Below are 17,621 nucleotides of genomic sequence, written 5' to 3'. Positions count from 1 at the left end.
AAGGGAGTTTGTATGGTAAGCGCGCTATATGCCGTACTGGGTGCGTTATTGTTGATTAAGTTCTCCTTTGACGTTGTCCGCCTGCGTATGCAGTATCGAGTGGCTTATGGCGACGGCGGTTTTAGCGAACTACAAAGTGCGATTCGCATTCACGGTAATGCGGTGGAATATATCCCCGTCGCATTAGTGTTGCTGTTATTTATGGAAATGAACGGCGCGGAAACGTGGATGGTGCATATTTGCGGGCTGATGTTAATTACCGGTCGGCTGATGCATTATTACGGATTCCACCACCGTCTGTTCCGCTGGCGTCGTTCCGGCATGAGCGCCACCTGGTGCTCGCTGGTGCTAATGGTGCTGGCGAATCTCTGGTATATGCCCTGGGAGTTGGTTTTCTCCCTGCATTAGCGCACAATACGCCACTTTATTTTTCCCGGATTTTTACGTTATGTCTCACCGCGACACGCTTTTTTCTGCGCCTATCGCCAGTCTGGGTGACTGGACCTTTGATGAACGGGTAGCTGAAGTCTTCCCGGATATGATCCAGCGTTCCGTTCCCGGCTACTCCAACATCATTTCGATGATTGGTATGCTGGCCGAACGTTTCGTGCAACCCAACACGCAGGTCTACGATCTGGGCTGTTCATTGGGCGCCGCGACGCTCTCGGTGCGTCGCAGTATTCAGCATGACAATTGTAAAATTATTGCCGTCGACAACTCCCCGGCCATGGTTGAACGCTGCCGCCGCCATATTGACGCCTATAAAGCCCCTATTCCGGTCGAGGTTGTCGAAGGGGATATTCGCAACATTACTATTGAAAACGCCTCAATGGTGGTGCTGAATTTTACCCTGCAATTCCTTGAGCCAGCGGAGCGCCAGGCATTGTTGGATAAGATTTATCAGGGGCTGAATCCTGGCGGCGCGCTGGTGCTGTCGGAGAAATTCAGTTTCGAAGATGCAAAAGTGGGTGAGCTGTTGTTCAACATGCACCACGATTTCAAGCGGGCAAATGGCTACAGCGAACTGGAAATCAGCCAAAAGCGCAGCATGCTGGAAAACGTCATGCTGACCGACTCGGTCGAAACCCATAAAGCGCGCCTGCATCAGGCTGGTTTTGAACACAGCGAACTGTGGTTCCAGTGCTTTAACTTTGGTTCTCTGGTGGCACTAAAAGCTGAGGTTGCGGCATGATCGACTTTGGTAACTTTTATCAGCTGATTGCCAAAAACCACCTTTCTCATTGGCTGGAAACGCTCCCGGCACAAATTGCGAGCTGGCAGCGCGATCAGCACGGCCTGTTTAAGCAGTGGTCGAACGCGGTAGAGTTTTTGCCTGAACTGACACCGCACCGTCTGGACTTGCTGCACAGTGTCACCGCTGAAAGCGAAGAGCCGCTCAGCGACGGTCAGCTTAAACGCATTGATACGTTAATGCGCAATTTGATGCCGTGGCGTAAAGGGCCATACTCACTGTATGGCGTCAATATCGACACCGAATGGCGTTCTGACTGGAAATGGGATCGCGTTCTGCCGCATTTATCCGACCTGACCGGACGGACGATCCTGGATGTCGGCTGCGGCAGCGGGTATCACATGTGGCGCATGATCGGTGCAGGCGCGCACCTGGCCGTTGGGATTGATCCGACCCAGTTATTCCTGTGTCAGTTCGAAGCGGTGCGAAAACTGCTGGGCAACGACCAGCGCGCGCATCTGCTGCCGCTGGGTATTGAACAGCTTCCGGCGTTGAACGCGTTTGATACCGTTTTCTCAATGGGCGTGCTCTATCACCGTCGTTCTCCGCTGGAACATCTCTGGCAGTTGAAAGATCAACTGGTACAAGACGGTGAACTGGTACTGGAAACGCTGGTGGTTGAAGGGGACGAAAATACCGTGCTGGTGCCGGGTGACCGCTACGCACAAATGCGCAACGTCTACTTTATTCCGTCTGCACTGGCGTTGAAAAACTGGCTGGAGAAGTGCGGCTTTGTCGATGTCCGCATTGCCGACGTGTGTGTGACCACTACCGAAGAACAGCGCCGTACCGAGTGGATGATTACCGAATCGCTGGCTGATTTCCTCGACCCGAACGACAGCAGTAAAACGGTAGAAGGGTACCCTGCCCCGCTGCGCGCGGTCTTGATTGCGCGTAAGCCGTGATGGATTGCCCGGTGGCGCTACGCTTACCGGGCCTACAACTCCCGTAGGCCTGATAAGGCATCGCCGCCATCAGGCATAAAAGGATAAAAAAAGGCCCCTGTAATTGCAGGGGCCTGGTACGAGCAAGCATCATATTGGGCGACATGATGCAACGGTAAAAATCAGCTGGCCCGATGGTGCGCAATAATCGCTTTCATTTCAGCAACCGCCGCCCCGTCTACCGCATAGCGGGAATATTCATCCGCTTGCGCATCCGAAGACATCGACAACCCCGTATTGCGATAACGCATGGGAGAAGCCAGCCATACTCCGGCAGAACTGTGGACTTCCTGCACACCGGCGTCGAGGAATAGAGACAAATTCGCAGCGCGAACCCCCGCTCCGGCCATAATGATTGGAGCACCGGGCTGTGCAATAAGTTCCATTATTTTTGTTAAACCTTGCGCAGCATCTGATTTTTGCCCGGAAGTCAGCACTCGGGCGACACCCAAATCAGATAAACTTTTCAGCGCATTTAAGGGGTTGGCACACATATCAAAGGCCCGATGAAACGTGACATTTAGCGTACCGGCTGCCCGCATAATTTTTTCCATGCGCGACATATCGACGTTGCCATCAACATCTAATAACCCGGTTACCAGCCCGGAGAATCCGAGATCTCTGACCATGGCGATATCATCCAGCATGGCCGCGAATTCACCGTCGGTATAGCAAAAATCCCCGCCGCGCGGGCGGATAATCGGATAGACGGGAATATCAATATGCTGACGAACGGTACGTAATACACCCAGTGATGGGGTTAAGCCCCCTTCTTTGGGTGCCGAACACAGTTCAATACGATCCGCGCCATTTTTTTGTGCCGTCAGCGCACACTCCATGCTGTAACAGCAGATTTCCAGCAGTGCCATGGTTACTCCTGTTGCTCGCTTGCCACAATCGTTTCAATTGACCATGGATGAAACTTGATAGTCACGCTGCCGTCGCTGACCGCCAGCGTCGGGTTCGGTAACCGCTCACGCTCGCCTTGTGGTGAACTGGTTTTCACAAAGATACCCGGCTGACTCAATCCTTCATCAGAAAGTAACGCCAGCGCTCGCGCATTCAACGTTTCCGGCTCGCCCGGCAGAACAATCTCAATATGCTCCCAACCCTCATGTGGGTAGCGTTTTTCACCCGGCCACGGCAACTCCACAATAGAAAACTGCCAGTGCGCCACGCACACCGGCTCATCCAGTTTGAACAGGCAAATCGGTCTGCCATTGATGATATTTTCCGACAACAGCTGGCCGCACTGTTCAAACCCGCGACGCCAGCGCTCTGCGGTGGTGTTTTGATGACAGCGCAGAGAGATGTGATCGGCTTCAAGCGGAGCAATATTCAAACCCAGACGGGTGGAAAGTTCAGTTAACGCCTGAGTGAAATGCCCTAAATCTGCGGAAATATCATGCAGTTCTGCAACGGTTTGCCAGTTCGCCATATTGAAAGCTCATATCCATGTTCAAAGCCGCTAATTTACTCTGTTGCGCAGTACCATCCAACCGCTGATTTTTTCAGGGACAAAATGAATGATTATGCGTCATTGCACTGCGTCTATTTTAGGCCGCGCGCGGCACGCACAATGCTGACGGCAACGGGCATTTGCAGTATACTCCCGGCCTAAATTCTTAATCTGGCGCGGTGTATAGTAAAGCGCTTCATAAATGTAAGGTATTCCGGTGAATATTCAGGCTCTTCTCTCAGAAAAAGTCCGTCAGGCCATGATTGCTGCAGGTGCGCCTGCAGATTGCGAACCTCAGGTTCGTCAGTCAGCAAAAGTACAGTTCGGCGATTATCAGGCTAATGGCATGATGGCAGTCGCTAAAAAACTGGGTATGGCGCCGCGACAACTGGCAGAGCAGGTGCTGACTCATCTGGATCTCAACGGGATTGCCAGCAAGGTTGAAATTGCGGGCCCGGGCTTTATCAATATTTTCCTCGATCCAGCATTCCTGGCGCAGCACGTGCAGCAGGCGCTGGCTTCCGATCGTCTGGGCGTTGCACAGCCAGAAAAGCAAACCGTTGTTGTTGACTACTCTGCGCCAAACGTGGCGAAAGAGATGCACGTAGGCCACCTGCGCTCCACCATCATCGGTGATGCGGCTGTCCGTACGCTGGAGTTTCTCGGCCATAAAGTCATCCGTGCAAACCACGTTGGCGACTGGGGAACCCAGTTCGGTATGCTCATCGCGTGGCTGGAAAAGCAGCAGCAGGAAAACGCGGGTGAAATGGCGCTGGCTGACCTTGAAGGTTTCTATCGTGACGCGAAAAAACATTACGACGAAGATGAAGAATTCGCCGAGCGCGCACGTAGCTACGTGGTGAAGTTGCAGGGTGGTGATGCTTACTTCCGCGAAATGTGGCGCAAACTGGTCGACATTACCATGTCCCAGAACCAGTTAACCTACGATCGTCTGAACGTGACGCTGACCCGCGACGACGTGATGGGTGAAAGCCTGTACAACCCGATGCTGCCAGGCATTGTTGCGGATCTCAAAGCCAAAGGCCTGGCCGTTGAAAGCGAAGGCGCGACTGTCGTATTCCTTGATGAGTATAAAAACAAGGAAGGCGAACCGATGGGCGTTATCATCCAGAAGAAAGATGGCGGTTATCTGTACACCACCACTGATATCGCCTGCGCCAAGTACCGTTACGAAACATTGCATGCCGATCGCGTGCTGTATTACATCGACTCCCGCCAGCATCAGCATTTAATGCAGGCATGGACCATCGTGCGTAAAGCCGGTTACGTGCCGGATTCCGTACCGCTGGAACACCACATGTTCGGCATGATGCTCGGCAAAGACGGTAAACCGTTCAAGACCCGCGCGGGTGGCACGGTTAAACTGGCCGATCTGTTAGATGAAGCGCTGGAGCGTGCACGTCGTCTGGTGGCAGAGAAGAACCCCGACATGCCTGCCGACGAGCTGGAAAAACTGGCGAATGCGGTCGGTATCGGCGCCGTGAAGTATGCAGATCTGTCGAAAAACCGTACCACGGATTACATCTTCGACTGGGATAATATGCTGGCCTTCGAAGGCAATACCGCACCGTACATGCAGTATGCCTACACCCGCGTACTGTCCGTGTTCCGTAAGGCAGATATCGACGAAAGTGCGCTGACCAGCGCGAAGGTCATCATCAGTGAAGATCGTGAAGCCCAACTGGCGGCGCGTCTGCTGCAGTTTGAAGAAACGCTCACCGTCGTTGCACGTGAAGGTACACCGCACGTGATGTGCGCCTATCTATACGATCTTGCCGGTTTGTTCTCTGGTTTCTACGAACATTGCCCAATCCTCAGCGCCGAGAGCGAAGAGATTCGTAACAGCCGCCTGAAGCTGGCACAGTTGACGGCGAAAACGCTGAAGCTGGGTCTGGATACGCTGGGTATCGAAACCGTAGAACGTATGTAATCACCACGAGTGATGTGAAAGCCCGCGCTATGTCGCGGGCTTTTTTATTTTCCCGAATGATCGCCCCCGTAGGTCTGATAAGCGAAGCGGCATCAGGCCTACGAGAAACGGCTACGTTCACTGTAATTTGTTACAACTCACAAGGAATGACACATTTCCGTAGAGGGATGGAACATCTTTTACCTGTTATCCCATTTACACCTCCGTATCATTAGGCGGCGAATTAATCAGGTGTGGGTCCATGACATTCAGAGATTTTGAGGCGGAAGAGAAACTCTTTCAGCGACGGGTAATAGTGGCCTTTGGCCTGGTGGTCATCTGTTTTGGCATCCTGATTTATAACCTCTACAACTTACAAATTCGCGAGCATCAGTATTACACCACCCGCTCAAATGCCAATGACATCAAAATGCTGCCGGTTGCCCCAACGCGCGGCATCATTTACGATCGCAACGGTATCCCGCTGGTGCGCAACGTCACCTGGTACGATATTTCTGTCACTCCTTATAAAATCAACGATATGGATGCCTTGCTAAAGCAGCTAACGCCTATTGTTGACCTGACCCCTGATGAGATTGACCAGTTTCGCCACGATCTGAAATCCAGTAGTCGCTATCGCCCGGTGGTGCTCAAAAATGCGCTGACCGACGTGGAGATCGCCCGTTTCTCGGTTAATCAGTTTCATTTCAGCGGCGTCACCATCAACAGCTATGAAGATCGCCAATATCCGTATGGCGCAGAGTTGGCGCATGTGCTCGGCTATGTCTCTAAAATCAATGACAGCGACCTGAAAGCGTTGGATAAAAAGGGGCTGGCAGAAAACTACGCCGCCGATCACAACATTGGCAAGCAGGGGATCGAACACTATTACGAAAACGATCTGCACGGCAAAACGGGTTATCAAGAAGTCGAAGTCGATAACCACGGACGCATCGTACGCCTGATAAAAGATGTACCGCCTGTTGCCGGAAAGGACATCCACCTGACGCTGGATTTACACTTACAGGAATATATAGAGAGCCTGCTGGTCGGTCAGCGCGCCGCAGTACTGGTTGAAGATCCGCACGATGGCTCGGTGCTGGCGATGGTCTCTAACCCCAGCTATGATCCGAATCCGTTCGTCAAAGGTATCAGCTACCAGGACTACAACACGCTGCTGCAGGATAAAGACCTGCCGTTGATTAACCGCGTCACGCAAGGTTTGTACCCTCCCGCCTCCACAGTCAAGCCGTACATGGCGATGTCAGCATTGCTCAATGGCGTTATCACCCCGCAGACCAGCTTCTTTGGCGCGCCAACATGGACATTGCCCGGCACTGAGCGACATTATCGCGACTGGAAAAAAACCGGTCATGGCATGTTGGACGTGACCAAAGCAATTGAAGAGTCCGCTGATACATTCTTCTATCAGGTGGCGTATATGATGGGCATTGACCGAATCAACAGCATGCTTAGCCAGTTTGGTTACGGTAAACCCACCGGCATTGATCTTGATGAAGAGTACAACGGGCTGTTACCGAGCCGCGACTGGAAACAACGGGTGCATAAAAAAGCCTGGTATCAGGGAGACACCATTTCGGTTGGTATCGGTCAGGGATACTGGATTGCCACGCCAATCCAGATGGTAAAAGCAATGGTGGCACTGATTAACAACGGGAAAGTGATTGCCCCTCACCTGTTGCAGGCTGAAGAGAGTGGTAAATCTGTTACGCCTTATCATGCCGCCACGGTACCGTCACAGATTGCCTCTCCCTCCTCGCCCTATTGGGGACTGGTACGCGAGGCGATGTTTGGCATGGCCAATGCGCCGAACGGGACAGGTTATAAATTTTTCCATACTGCACCTTACGGAATTGCGGCGAAAAGCGGAACCTCACAGGTTTTCAGCCTGAAAGAAAACCAGACTTACAATGCGAAGATGATCCCCATCCGCCTGCGTGACCACGTGTTCTACACCGCATTTGCACCCTACAAAAACCCGAAAGTCGCCGTGGCGTTGATTCTGGAAAACGGCGGCAGCGACGGCATTACCGCCGCACCGGTTATGCGACAAATTATGGATCATCTGTTTGTGCCGCAGGACAACGCCGCACAAACAGAGGTAACTCAACAAACAACGCCGACAGCGCCGTCGGACACCGATATTAAAAATACTTACGCAAGTATTCGGTGAGACACAGCATCGCCATCGCCTGACCGTAAGGCATGGAGGTCAGCGGAATGTTGCGATAGAACTCGAGATTGTGCCCCATTCCGGTACCAAATGAGGTTTGCAGCAGCTCACCTTCCGGCGAGATATGCTGCACAATGCCTTTGATGGCGAGTTCTGCTACCGCCGCATATTCCTGCCCGACATAACGCTTACGCACCGCTTTCAAAATCCCATAAGCAAATCCGGCGGTGGCTGACGCTTCAAGGTAAGAATGCGGATCGTCCAGCAACGTGTGCCACAGACCACTCTCATCCTGACACTTCGCCAGGGCCGCAATTTGCGCATTCAGTACCTGTACCAGATAGCGACGAACGGCATTATTCTCCGGTAAATCGACCAGTTCGAGGAACTCCGGAATAACAATAGTTAGCCAGCTGTTACCGCGCGCCCAGCGGGCGTTGGCAAAGTTATGATTTCCCTCATAGCTCCAGCCGTGGAACCACAGACCGGTTTCTTTATCCATCAGGTTTTGCACATGTAACAGGAACTGATACGTCGCCTCTTCAACGTACTCGGGGCGGTTGAGCAGTTTGCCAATCTTCGCCAGCGGTAACACCGTCATCATCAACGTGTCGTCCCACATCTGCTGATGATTCTCTTCCGCCAGCGTGATGTGCTGCATACCACCAAAATCGGTACGCGGCATGTCGTGCATCGCCCACTCAGCCCAGGAATCAAGCCACGGCAGATACGCCGGATTGCGCGTTTCTTCATAGCGATACGCCAGCGTCAGAAACGGCGCCATGGTATTGACGTTTTTAGTCGTCGCGCCTTCTGCAAAGCGGTCGGCAAACCAGCCATCGATGATATCGCGCATCGTTTCATCACCGGTTTGCTGGTAATACTGGTACATCCCGTACAGGCCGACGCCGTGCGTCCACTCCCATCCAGCCCACCCTTTGGTGTCAATAACGCGTCCGTCGTCCAGTCGCAGCAAGAACTCACCGCTCTCATCATGAATATTGACCAGATTATGCGTCACCTTCTTGATGAGCGTTTTTAACTCATCTCTGGCAATAAAATGTTCAGGTTGACGTAACAACGGGCTGTGTTTAACCGGATAAACAATCATTTACTTAACCTCTGTGCAATGTCGAATTCAATGCTGAGCCATGTTGCAGTGATGGCGCAGCAGGTTTATTACGATTCAGGTAACCAATATTGTTGTTACCCCAAAGTGATTCATACGGCATGCCTGACAGCATCTCTACCGTTGCACGTCCTTCAGGAGTAAGCCCTTCTGGCACGGGGCGACCTGACTCACGCATTTTTGCAGTCTCTTCACGCAAGGTACTATGTGTTTGCAGATTCAGTTTGAAACGCAGAGACACCAGGAATCCCAACGCCAGTACAATCAACGTACCGCAGCTCAGAATGAACAGAATGGTATGGCTGACCGCAGCAGGTTGTTCACTCTGCCCGGAGACAAAACCCGATAACTGCATAACAATGCCGACCAGCATGACGGCCCCCGCCTGCGAGGCTTTGCGCGTTAAAGTCATGATGCCGGCAAAGATCCCTTCCCGACGCTGACCGGTGATCACCTCGTCGACATCGGCGATATAGGTGTAGGTATTCCACGGAACATAATTGATGCCACCACGTCCCAGGCCCGCAACGGCGGAAACCAGCAGCAATAAGGCGTACACATCACTCAGCCCGGCGTAATACAACACCGCATAAGAGAGAGAACTCAGGCCAAACAGCACCACCACCATCCGGTAAGACGGGGCCGGTCCAAAGCGAATGCACAGCGGGATCATGGCGATAACCGCAATAAACTGGAAGATAGCCATGGTGCCCAGCAGGTTCGACGCCATAGAGGCTTCCTGCATCAACACAAACACCACATAGTAGGTAAAGACCGCGTTGAACACGTCCTGCGCGATATAACCACCAAGATACATGCCCAAATGTTGACGGAAAATGCGGATGCGCATCGTCGAACTTAGCTCAGTGAAAAGACGACTCATGCTCTGACGAAAGGTCAGGCTTTTCTTCTCTTCTTCAGCGCGAAGTGCCGCTTCGGTCCATTCTTCACGCGGGCGTTCCCAGGTAAAAAACCACACAAAGGTCAGCATCAGCGCGCACAGCACCGAAAACACCAGGCTGGCATAGAAAAATGAAACAGGATTGTGTTTACCAAACAGCGTCAACAGTACGCCAGGTAAGAACGAGGCCAGTATGGCTGACATCTGGGCCATAGAAATACGCGCGCCAGAAAACTTGGTTTTCTGTTTAAAATCATCGGTCATTTCCGGTACCAGCGTTTCATAGGGCACCAGAATCATGGTGTAAACCACATCAAACACCAGGTAGGTCAGCAGGTAGTACCAGAATCCCATGTCGCCGACCCACATCAGGGAGTAGCTAAAGACACAGGGAATCCCCAGCAGAATAAAAAACTTACGTCGGCCAAAGCGTTTACCAAGCCAGGTCGATCCAAAATTATCCGTTAAAAAGCCCATTAATGGGCTAACCACCGCATCCAGCACCCTGGCCGTTGCAAAAATAAACGTCGCCTCAATAGGCGTCAGGCCACAAAAAGTGGTGTAGAAATAGAGCAACCATGCGGCGGTCAGCGCCGTGGTCCCTGCGCCTAAAAAGTCACCTGCCCCATAGGCAAAATAATTTACCAACCCAATTTTACGTGTTCTCATTGCCGTTACCCCTGCACATTATTGGGAGGCCCCGCAATCCTCACTTCGATGCAGGACGTCCTTACACGGCCACAGTAAAAGTTAACCGCAAGGGAAACCTTTTTATTTCTGCCAGGGATAATCGCGAAATGGCAACAGCACAAAGAGTCCGGCAACGTAAGTCACCTATTTTATAAAACAGCGTTTCTTTTAAATCAAAGTGACGGGTCAAAAAGTGCGAGACAGCCAGCAGTTTCATCTGCCAGCTGCGATGAAGAAGAGAGAATTAACGGTAGTTGACGATGACCTGATTACTTTGCACCTGTAAGGCCGGGATCAGGCGACCGCCGCCGGGCACCTCCCAGACAAAATGCATCGGCTCCACGGCAGGTACGTTATTAAATCCGTGAGTGGTGCCGCTTTGCCCGTCCAGCTCAACGCAGCGCGACTGCGAACATAAACGTACCCGCAGCCCCGCAGGCGTAGGGCCATTCAGCTCATAGCGCCAGGCTACCAGCGTCATCAACCCCGAGACGGGCTGGCCGGGAACCAAAGGCGCAGACGAGGCAGACTGCCCGCGGTGATTTAACGTAATGCCCATGCCACTAGCCTGCCAGGCGCCTTCTCCGGCGGCCTGCACTGCCAGAGGAAACAATAACAGCCACAGAAACTTACGCATTATTTACCTCCGATGGTCGCGGTCATGCGGATATGGCGGTTATCGGAAAGCTCCATGTTCGACAACACCACCAGTTGCGGTATGCTGCGGCGTAAAAAACGCGCCAGCAGAGGCCTCAATGCATGATTAACCAACAGCACCGGCGGCGCGCCCAACATTTCCTGGCGCGATAACGCTTCCTGAGTTTGCGCCAACAGTCGGTCTGCCAGCCCCGGCTCCAGGCCGCCGCCCCCTTGTAAGGCCTGCAGCAGCAAGCGCTCAAGTGGCGTATCCAGACCAATAACCTGAACTTCGTCGTTCCCCGGGAACCATTGCTGGGTAATCGCCCTTCCCAACGCCACGCGGACCACGGCGGTGAGTTCATGCGGATCGTTTTGCAGCGGCGCATGTTCAGCCAGCGTTTCGAGGATGGTGCGCATATCGCGAATCGGCACTTTTTCATCCAATAAATTCTGCAACACTTTATGTAGCGTGGTCAGCGTCACCACGCCAGGCACCAGATCCTCAGTCAGTTTCGGCATTTCCTGCGACACGCGGTCCAGCAATTGTTGCGCCTCCTGACGTCCAAACAGTTCGGCGGCAAACTGGCCAATCAGGTGATTCAGATGCGTGGCGACGACGGTACTGGCTTCCACCACCGTGAAGCCCTGGATTTGCGCCTGTTCTTTTAGCGCACTTTCAATCCAGATAGCGTCCAGACCAAAAGCCGGATCAACCGTTTTCTCACCCGGCAGCGATCCCGCTGCCGTACCAGGGTTGATGGCCAGCCAGCGTCCCGGATAGGCATCCCCGCTGCCAATTTCTACCCCTTTCATCAGGATGCGATAGCGCGCAGGCTGCAGATCCATATTGTCGCGGATGTGCACCACCGGCGGCAGGAAGCCCATATCCTGGGCAAATTTCTTACGAATACTGCGAATTCGTCCCAGCAACTCGCCATCTTGCTGAAAATCCACCATTGGGATCAGGCGATACCCCACTTCCATTCCCAGCGAGTCTTCCAGTTGGACATCGTTCCAGGTCGCTTCCACCACCGCATTATTTTCCGGCATTTTGATCGTCTGAGGTTCCGCAGGGGCTTTTGTCTCGCGACCGCGCAGCCACCAGGCCAACCCCAATAGCGCTGCGGTAAACATCAGAAATACCAGGTTTGGCATGCCTGGTACCAGGCCCAGTAAACCGAGCACCGCCGCACTGAGCACCATCACGCTGGGGTTACTGAACAGCTGGGTGACCATCTGTTCGCCGACATCCTGATCGGTACTGACGCGCGTCACGATAACGCCCGCCGCGGTGGAGATAACCAGCGCCGGGATTTGGGCGACCAGACCGTCACCGATGGTCAGCAAGGTGTAGCTTTCAGCCGCACTGCCCATACTCATACCGTGTTGTAATACGCCTACCAGCAGGCCGCCGACCACGTTAATCACCATGATCAGAATACCGGCAACGGCGTCCCCGCGAACGAATTTACTCGCACCGTCCATAGAGCCGTAAAAATCAGCTTCCTGGGTCACTTCTGAACGACGTTTTTTGGCTTCATCTTCCCCAATCAGTCCGGCATTGAGATCGGCGTCAATCGCCATCTGTTTACCGGGCATACCGTCCAGCACAAAGCGTGCGCCAACTTCGGCAATACGACCGGCACCTTTGGTGATAACCATAAAGTTGATAATGACAAGAATGACAAAAACCACGATACCGATGGCAAAGTTACCGCCCACCAGGAAGTGACCAAACGCTTCAACCACCTTCCCCGCCGCCGCCGAACCGGTATGCCCTTCCATCAAAATAATACGCGTCGAGGCAACGTTCAGCGCCAGGCGTAATAATGTGGTGAACAGCAAAATGGTCGGGAAGGCAGCGAATTCGAGCGTGCGCTGGGTGAACATCGCCACCAGCAACACCATGATCGACAACGCAATATTAAAGGTAAACAGTAAATCAAGGATGAACGCTGGCAGCGGCAGCACCATCATCGACAAGATAAGCAGGATGAGGATCGGCCCGGCAAGAATCTGCCATTGTGTGGATTTCAGGTTGCCGGGCAGGCGCAGCATCGCGACCAGATTAGCCATCAGTATTCTTCTCGTTCATAAAATCCAGTGCTTCAGGCACCGGAAGGTTTCCAGGTTGCGGTGGCGGCTTGCCGCCCGCCAGACGCCAGCGTTTTAATTGCCATACCCACGCCAGCACTTCTGCGACGGCAGCATACAGCTGGCCGGGTATTTGCTGACCAATCTCAGCATGGCGATATAACGCACGGGCCAGCGGTGGTGCTTCTAAGGTTGGGACTCGATGTTCCGCGCCAATTTCGCGAATACGCAACGCGACCAGCCCCGCCCCTTTGGCGACGACGCGTGGCGCACTCATTTTGTTTTCGTCATATTGCAAGGCGACCGAATAGTGTGTGGGGTTAGTCACAATGACGTCGGCTTTCGGCACATCCGCCATCATGCGTCGCTGCGCTACCGCACGCTGCATCTGGCGAATTTTGCCTTTAACGTGCGGGTCACCTTCGCTTTGTTTATATTCATCGCGAATATCCTGGCGTGACATGCGCAGCTTTTTCACATGGCTGTAAATTTGGAAAAAAACGTCAAACCCCACCATCGGGATCACCCCGAGTACCACCAGCAGCGCACACATACCAACTAAATCAAGGGCGTTGCCCATTGCGGTAATCGGCGATTCGGCCATCAACCGCATCATCTCCGGCCACTTGTGCCAGAGATAGAATCCAGCCACGCTGCCAACCAGCGTAGATTTCAGGATGGCTTTCAGCAGTTCAGCACCGGTTTGCGCAGAAAACATGCGCTTGATACCCGGCAGCGGATTCAGCTTCGAAAATTTGGGTTGCAGCGATTTACCGCTGAAGATCAAACCGCCCAACATCACCGGCGAGATCAATGCCACCAGCACCACGCCAGTAATCAGCGGTAACAGCGCAATCATGGCGTCTTTAATCAGCAGAATGATTTGGCTGAGGATCAGATTAGGGTCGTTGACCATACTGTGGTCAAAACGCAGCCCGGCCGACAGCATACCCGCCAATCTGCGGGCCAGCGACTCCCCGCCGATCCAGATAATGCACACGCCAACCAGCAAAATAAGCAGTGAGGTCAGCTCTTTGGAACGGGGGATCTGCCCATCTTCCCGCGCTTTTTCAAGTCGGTGGGGTGTGGGGGCTTCTGTTTTGTCGTCGTCGCTTTCTTCTGCCACGCATCAGACCCTGGATAGAGACACAGGCGAGAATGATGCCAGAACCGCGACACAGCAATGGCGAGAGTAAGCGGTAAAAAAGACGGGGTTTATGACGTTAACCCCTACAGACGGTAGAGAGTATGCAGACCGGAAGAGAAGCGATTGCCCCTACATCCGGCCTGCACGAATCAGAACCCGAGACTGTCCAGCAGGTCGTCAACCTGATCCTGACTTGCCACAACGCCGGCTTTCGAGGTATCAACCTGCGGGCCGTTCAGCAAACTTTCGTTTTCACGTTTTGGACGGGCGCCCTGCTCAGGGATGTTCTCCAGCAGCACCATTAACAGCTGGCGCTCAATTTCCTGAATAACGTCCATCATGCGCTTGATAACCTGGCCGGTAAGGTCCTGGAAATCCTGCGCCATCATAATGTCGAGCAGCTGAGCATTGGTAAAACTGGTGTGTCCAGGGACATCACCGAGGAACTGACGGGTGTCGGTCACCAGTTCACGGGCATCAGACAGTTCAATCGGATTCTCGAACCATTCGTCCCAGCGTTTGCTCAGGGTTTTGGCCCCTTTTTCCATTGCGTCCTGGTGTGGCTGCGAGGCTTCAACGCTGTTCAGCGCACGCTCTGCTGCCTGTGCGGTCATCTGCACAACGTAATCCAGACGATCGCGCGCATCCGGGATCGCTTCCGCCGCTTCAGCAATGGCCTGATCCAGCCCCAGTTCACGCAGGCTGTCGCGCAGCATTCGGGTCAGACTACCGATGCGCGCGATGATATCCCCTGCTGAATGTTCATCAACAGGTTTAATTTGTGGTTGCATCATCATCATCACACCCTCACATGCCCAGTTTCTCAAAGATTTTATTGAGTTTCTCTTCCAACGTCGCCGCCGTGAAAGGCTTCACCACGTAACCACTGGCACCGGCTTGCGCGGCGGCAATAATGTTCTCTTTCTTCGCCTCCGCGGTCACCATCAGCACCGGCAGAGAAGACATACCGCCGTCGGCACGAATGGTTTTCAGCAATTCCAGTCCGTCCATGTTTGGCATGTTCCAGTCAGAAATGACAAAACCAAATCCCCCTGCCTGCAGCTTATTCAGGGCATCCACACCGTCTTCGGCTTCTTCAACATTGTTGAATCCCAGCTCCTTTAACAGGTTGCGCACGATGCGACGCATGGTGGAAAAGTCATCCACAACCAGAAATCTCAGCTCTTTATCCGCCATAAAATACTGCTCCTCATTAAATACGTATTGCCTGTCCGGCACTGATTTTCGCCAGCATCTGCTGGCTTACCTGGCTAAGATCGACCACTTCGCTCACACCACCCATATTGATGGCCTCGCGCGGCATGCCGAACACCACACAACTTGCTTCGTTTTGCGCAATGGTCCAGGCGCCTGCCTGGTGCATCGCTAACATTCCGGCGGCACCATCGTTGCCCATGCCCGTGAGGATCACGCCCACGGCGTTGCGCCCCGCCTGTTTTGCCACCGAATGAAACAGCACATCCACAGAAGGCCGATGCCGGTTAACCGGCGGCCCATCATGAATTTTGATCACATAGTTCGCCCCGCTGCGGGCCAACTCCATATGTTTGTCACCAGGCGCGATATACGCATGTCCCGGCAATACACGTTCGCCGTCTTCCGCCTCTTTCACGCTGATCTGGCACAGTTTGTTCAGGCGCTCGGCAAATGAGCGAGTAAAACCTGGAGGCATATGTTGGGTGATGATGACCGCCGGACTGGAAAGCGGTAGCGGCTGTAGCACATGGCGTATCGCCTCCGTTCCCCCGGTCGACGCGCCAATAGCGATCAGTTTTTCAGAACTGAGCAACGGCACCGCTTTCAGCGTCTTCGGCGCGGCAATTGGTTTATGCGCCGCCAGACGCGCGCGGGATGCCGTACGCACTTTCTCGGCAATCATCTCGCTGTAGGCCAGCATCCCTTCGCGGATCCCCAGTTGCGGTTTGGTGACGAAATCAATCGCCCCCAACTCCAGCGCCCGCAGCGTGACTTCAGAGCCTTTTCCGGTCAGAGAAGAGACCATCACCACCGGCATCGGACGTAAACGCATCAACTTCTCAAGAAAATCGAGGCCGTCCATGCGTGGCATTTCCACATCCAGCGTCAGGACATCAGGATTAAATTTTTTGATCAAATCCCGCGCAACCAGCGGATCGGGTGCCGTCGCGACCATCTCCATATCGCTGTGGCTGTTAATAATTTCAGTCATGATTTGACGCATCAATGCGGAATCGTCGACCGACAAAACCCTGATTTTACTCATGATTTATCCTTACCCGGCGCATGCGCATACACCGTTTGTCCGCGCAGGCTAAACTCGCGCACGAGGTTGCTAAAGTTTTCTGAGTGACCGGCAAACAACAGCCCATCCGGCTTCAGGAGTGGAACAAAACGGTGCAAAATGTCCTGCTGCGTCGTTTTATCAAAATAGATCATGACGTTACGACAAAATATGGCGTCGAACGGGCCGGGCACGTTGTATTTTTTATCCAGTAAATTCACGCTGGAGAATTCAACATGGCTCGCCAGTTCCTGACGCACACGCACCAGTCCTTCATGCGGTCCGGTACCACGCATGAAATAACGCTGTAACTGTTGTGGCGACAACGTTTTCAGTTCATCGAGGCGGTAAATGCCGTTTCTGGCTTTTTCCAGCACTTCGGTATCAATATCGCTGGCAAAAACGCGCCAGCGTCCAGGTGCCATACCCAACGTATCTGCCAGCGTGATCGCGATACTGTAGGGTTCTTCACCGGTAGAGGCCGCGGCGCTCCAGACACGGTATTCGCCGCTGCATCGACGCGCGTGGTCAGTCAGCACCGGAAAATGATGTCCTTCGCGGAAAAAAGCGGTCAGGTTGGTGGTCAGGGAGTTAATAAACGCCTGCCACTCAGCGCTGTTCTGGTTGGCTTCCAGCATGCTGAGATAGCGACCAAAGTCGTCCAACTCCAGGGTACGCAAGCGACGCACCAGGCGGTTATACACCATGTCCCGCTTGTGGTCGGCCAGCACGATACCCGCGCGCTGGTAGATTAATTGACATATCCGACGAAAATGCGCGTCAGACAGCGCGAGGCGCTGTGTCATCTGTAACAATAATGACGTTTGCCCGGAGGGCAGAGATGATGTCATAGCGCCTTCTCAATCACATTCAGGATACAACGGGCACAGCTTGCGCTGCGCCAATTCGTGTTGTGTTACGGTTTGCTCTTCATGCTTAAAAACACGATGCAGGCAGAAAG

At 53.4% G+C, this 17,621-nt stretch carries 16 protein-coding genes; 5 read left to right on the top strand and 11 right to left on the bottom strand.

What is annotated here, in order from left to right; translation table 11 throughout:
• Window positions 1–12 precede the first annotated feature (12 nt).
• From FDX22_RS00950 to cmoB, 3 genes are read left to right on the top strand one after another with little or no spacing between them, the layout of a single operon-like run.
• The gene (locus tag FDX22_RS00950; RefSeq protein ID WP_146716588.1) at window positions 13–408 is read left to right on the top strand and encodes an MAPEG family protein; all 396 of its coding nucleotides are present in this window, start codon (window positions 13–15) and stop codon (window positions 406–408) included.
• A gap of 40 nt (window positions 409–448) precedes the next feature.
• Window positions 449–1,192, top strand: coding sequence for a carboxy-S-adenosyl-L-methionine synthase CmoA (gene cmoA / locus FDX22_RS00945; protein ID WP_096757441.1), 744 nt, complete (start codon window positions 449–451; stop codon window positions 1,190–1,192).
• Window positions 1,189–2,157: a tRNA 5-methoxyuridine(34)/uridine 5-oxyacetic acid(34) synthase CmoB gene (gene cmoB / locus FDX22_RS00940; RefSeq protein WP_115258776.1), complete on the top strand. Its 969-nt coding sequence runs from the start codon at window positions 1,189–1,191 to the stop codon at window positions 2,155–2,157. Before cmoA ends, cmoB begins: the two co-directional genes overlap by 4 nt.
• Before the next feature lie 161 nt (window positions 2,158–2,318).
• Here the strand turns inward: cmoB and cutC are convergent, their stop codons facing one another.
• Together cutC and FDX22_RS00930 are read right to left on the bottom strand one after the other, a co-directional pair.
• On the bottom strand, window positions 2,319–3,065 hold the full coding sequence (gene cutC, locus FDX22_RS00935; RefSeq protein WP_146716587.1) for a copper homeostasis protein CutC: 747 nt from the start codon (window positions 3,063–3,065) through the stop codon (window positions 2,319–2,321).
• Window positions 3,066–3,067: 2 nt separating this feature from the next.
• The gene (locus FDX22_RS00930; protein WP_135912213.1) at window positions 3,068–3,634 is read right to left on the bottom strand and encodes a VOC family protein; all 567 of its coding nucleotides are present in this window, start codon (window positions 3,632–3,634) and stop codon (window positions 3,068–3,070) included.
• A gap of 238 nt (window positions 3,635–3,872) precedes the next feature.
• On the opposite strand from FDX22_RS00930, the gene argS reads away from it, so the two are divergent.
• Both argS and mrdA read left to right on the top strand, forming a co-directional pair.
• Window positions 3,873–5,606, top strand: a complete 1,734-nt coding sequence (argS, locus tag FDX22_RS00925; protein WP_146716586.1) for an arginine--tRNA ligase — start codon at window positions 3,873–3,875, stop codon at window positions 5,604–5,606.
• A gap of 241 nt (window positions 5,607–5,847) precedes the next feature.
• Window positions 5,848–7,779, top strand: coding sequence for a penicillin-binding protein 2 (gene mrdA / locus FDX22_RS00920; protein WP_146716585.1), 1,932 nt, complete (start codon window positions 5,848–5,850; stop codon window positions 7,777–7,779).
• On the opposite strand, the gene FDX22_RS00915 is transcribed toward mrdA, so the two are convergent.
• From FDX22_RS00915 to cheR, 9 genes are all read right to left on the bottom strand, one after another.
• Window positions 7,751–8,890, bottom strand: coding sequence for a glycoside hydrolase family 105 protein (locus FDX22_RS00915; protein WP_117341926.1), 1,140 nt, complete (start codon window positions 8,888–8,890; stop codon window positions 7,751–7,753). The genes mrdA and FDX22_RS00915 overlap by 29 nt on opposite strands.
• Window positions 8,891–8,894: 4 nt before the next feature.
• Entirely contained in the window at window positions 8,895–10,478 is a 1,584-nt protein-coding gene (locus FDX22_RS00910) for an MFS transporter (protein ID WP_117341925.1), read from the bottom strand.
• A gap of 265 nt (window positions 10,479–10,743) precedes the next feature.
• Complete coding sequence (gene flhe, locus FDX22_RS00905; RefSeq protein ID WP_115258784.1) at window positions 10,744–11,136, bottom strand: flagellar protein FlhE; 393 nt, start codon at window positions 11,134–11,136, stop codon at window positions 10,744–10,746.
• Complete coding sequence (gene flhA / locus FDX22_RS00900) at window positions 11,136–13,214, bottom strand: flagellar biosynthesis protein FlhA (protein ID WP_137362884.1); 2,079 nt, start codon at window positions 13,212–13,214, stop codon at window positions 11,136–11,138. The genes flhe and flhA overlap by 1 nt, the downstream gene beginning before the upstream one ends.
• Window positions 13,207–14,358: a flagellar biosynthesis protein FlhB gene (gene flhB / locus FDX22_RS00895; RefSeq protein ID WP_115258786.1), complete on the bottom strand. Its 1,152-nt coding sequence runs from the start codon at window positions 14,356–14,358 to the stop codon at window positions 13,207–13,209. Before flhB ends, flhA begins: the two co-directional genes overlap by 8 nt.
• Before the next feature lie 170 nt (window positions 14,359–14,528).
• On the bottom strand, window positions 14,529–15,173 hold the full coding sequence (cheZ, locus tag FDX22_RS00890) for a protein phosphatase CheZ (protein WP_096759429.1): 645 nt from the start codon (window positions 15,171–15,173) through the stop codon (window positions 14,529–14,531).
• A gap of 13 nt (window positions 15,174–15,186) precedes the next feature.
• On the bottom strand, window positions 15,187–15,576 hold the full coding sequence (cheY, locus tag FDX22_RS00885; protein WP_045444172.1) for a chemotaxis response regulator CheY: 390 nt from the start codon (window positions 15,574–15,576) through the stop codon (window positions 15,187–15,189).
• A gap of 16 nt (window positions 15,577–15,592) precedes the next feature.
• Window positions 15,593–16,642 carry a protein-glutamate methylesterase/protein glutamine deamidase gene (gene cheB / locus FDX22_RS00880; protein WP_115258787.1) on the bottom strand — a complete coding sequence of 350 codons (1,050 nt, stop codon included), beginning with the start codon at window positions 16,640–16,642 and terminating at the stop codon, window positions 15,593–15,595.
• Complete coding sequence (gene cheR / locus FDX22_RS00875) at window positions 16,639–17,511, bottom strand: protein-glutamate O-methyltransferase CheR (protein ID WP_117341923.1); 873 nt, start codon at window positions 17,509–17,511, stop codon at window positions 16,639–16,641. The genes cheB and cheR overlap by 4 nt, the downstream gene beginning before the upstream one ends.
• Between the last annotated feature and the right edge of the window lie 110 nt (window positions 17,512–17,621).

Origin of the sequence: Citrobacter sp. TBCS-14 (assembly GCF_005280805.1) — a bacterium.
Lineage (GTDB): Bacteria > Pseudomonadota > Gammaproteobacteria > Enterobacterales > Enterobacteriaceae > Citrobacter > Citrobacter gillenii.
Note: the sequence above shows the minus strand (reverse complement) of the source record. Positions and strands in the feature narration are given on the sequence as shown.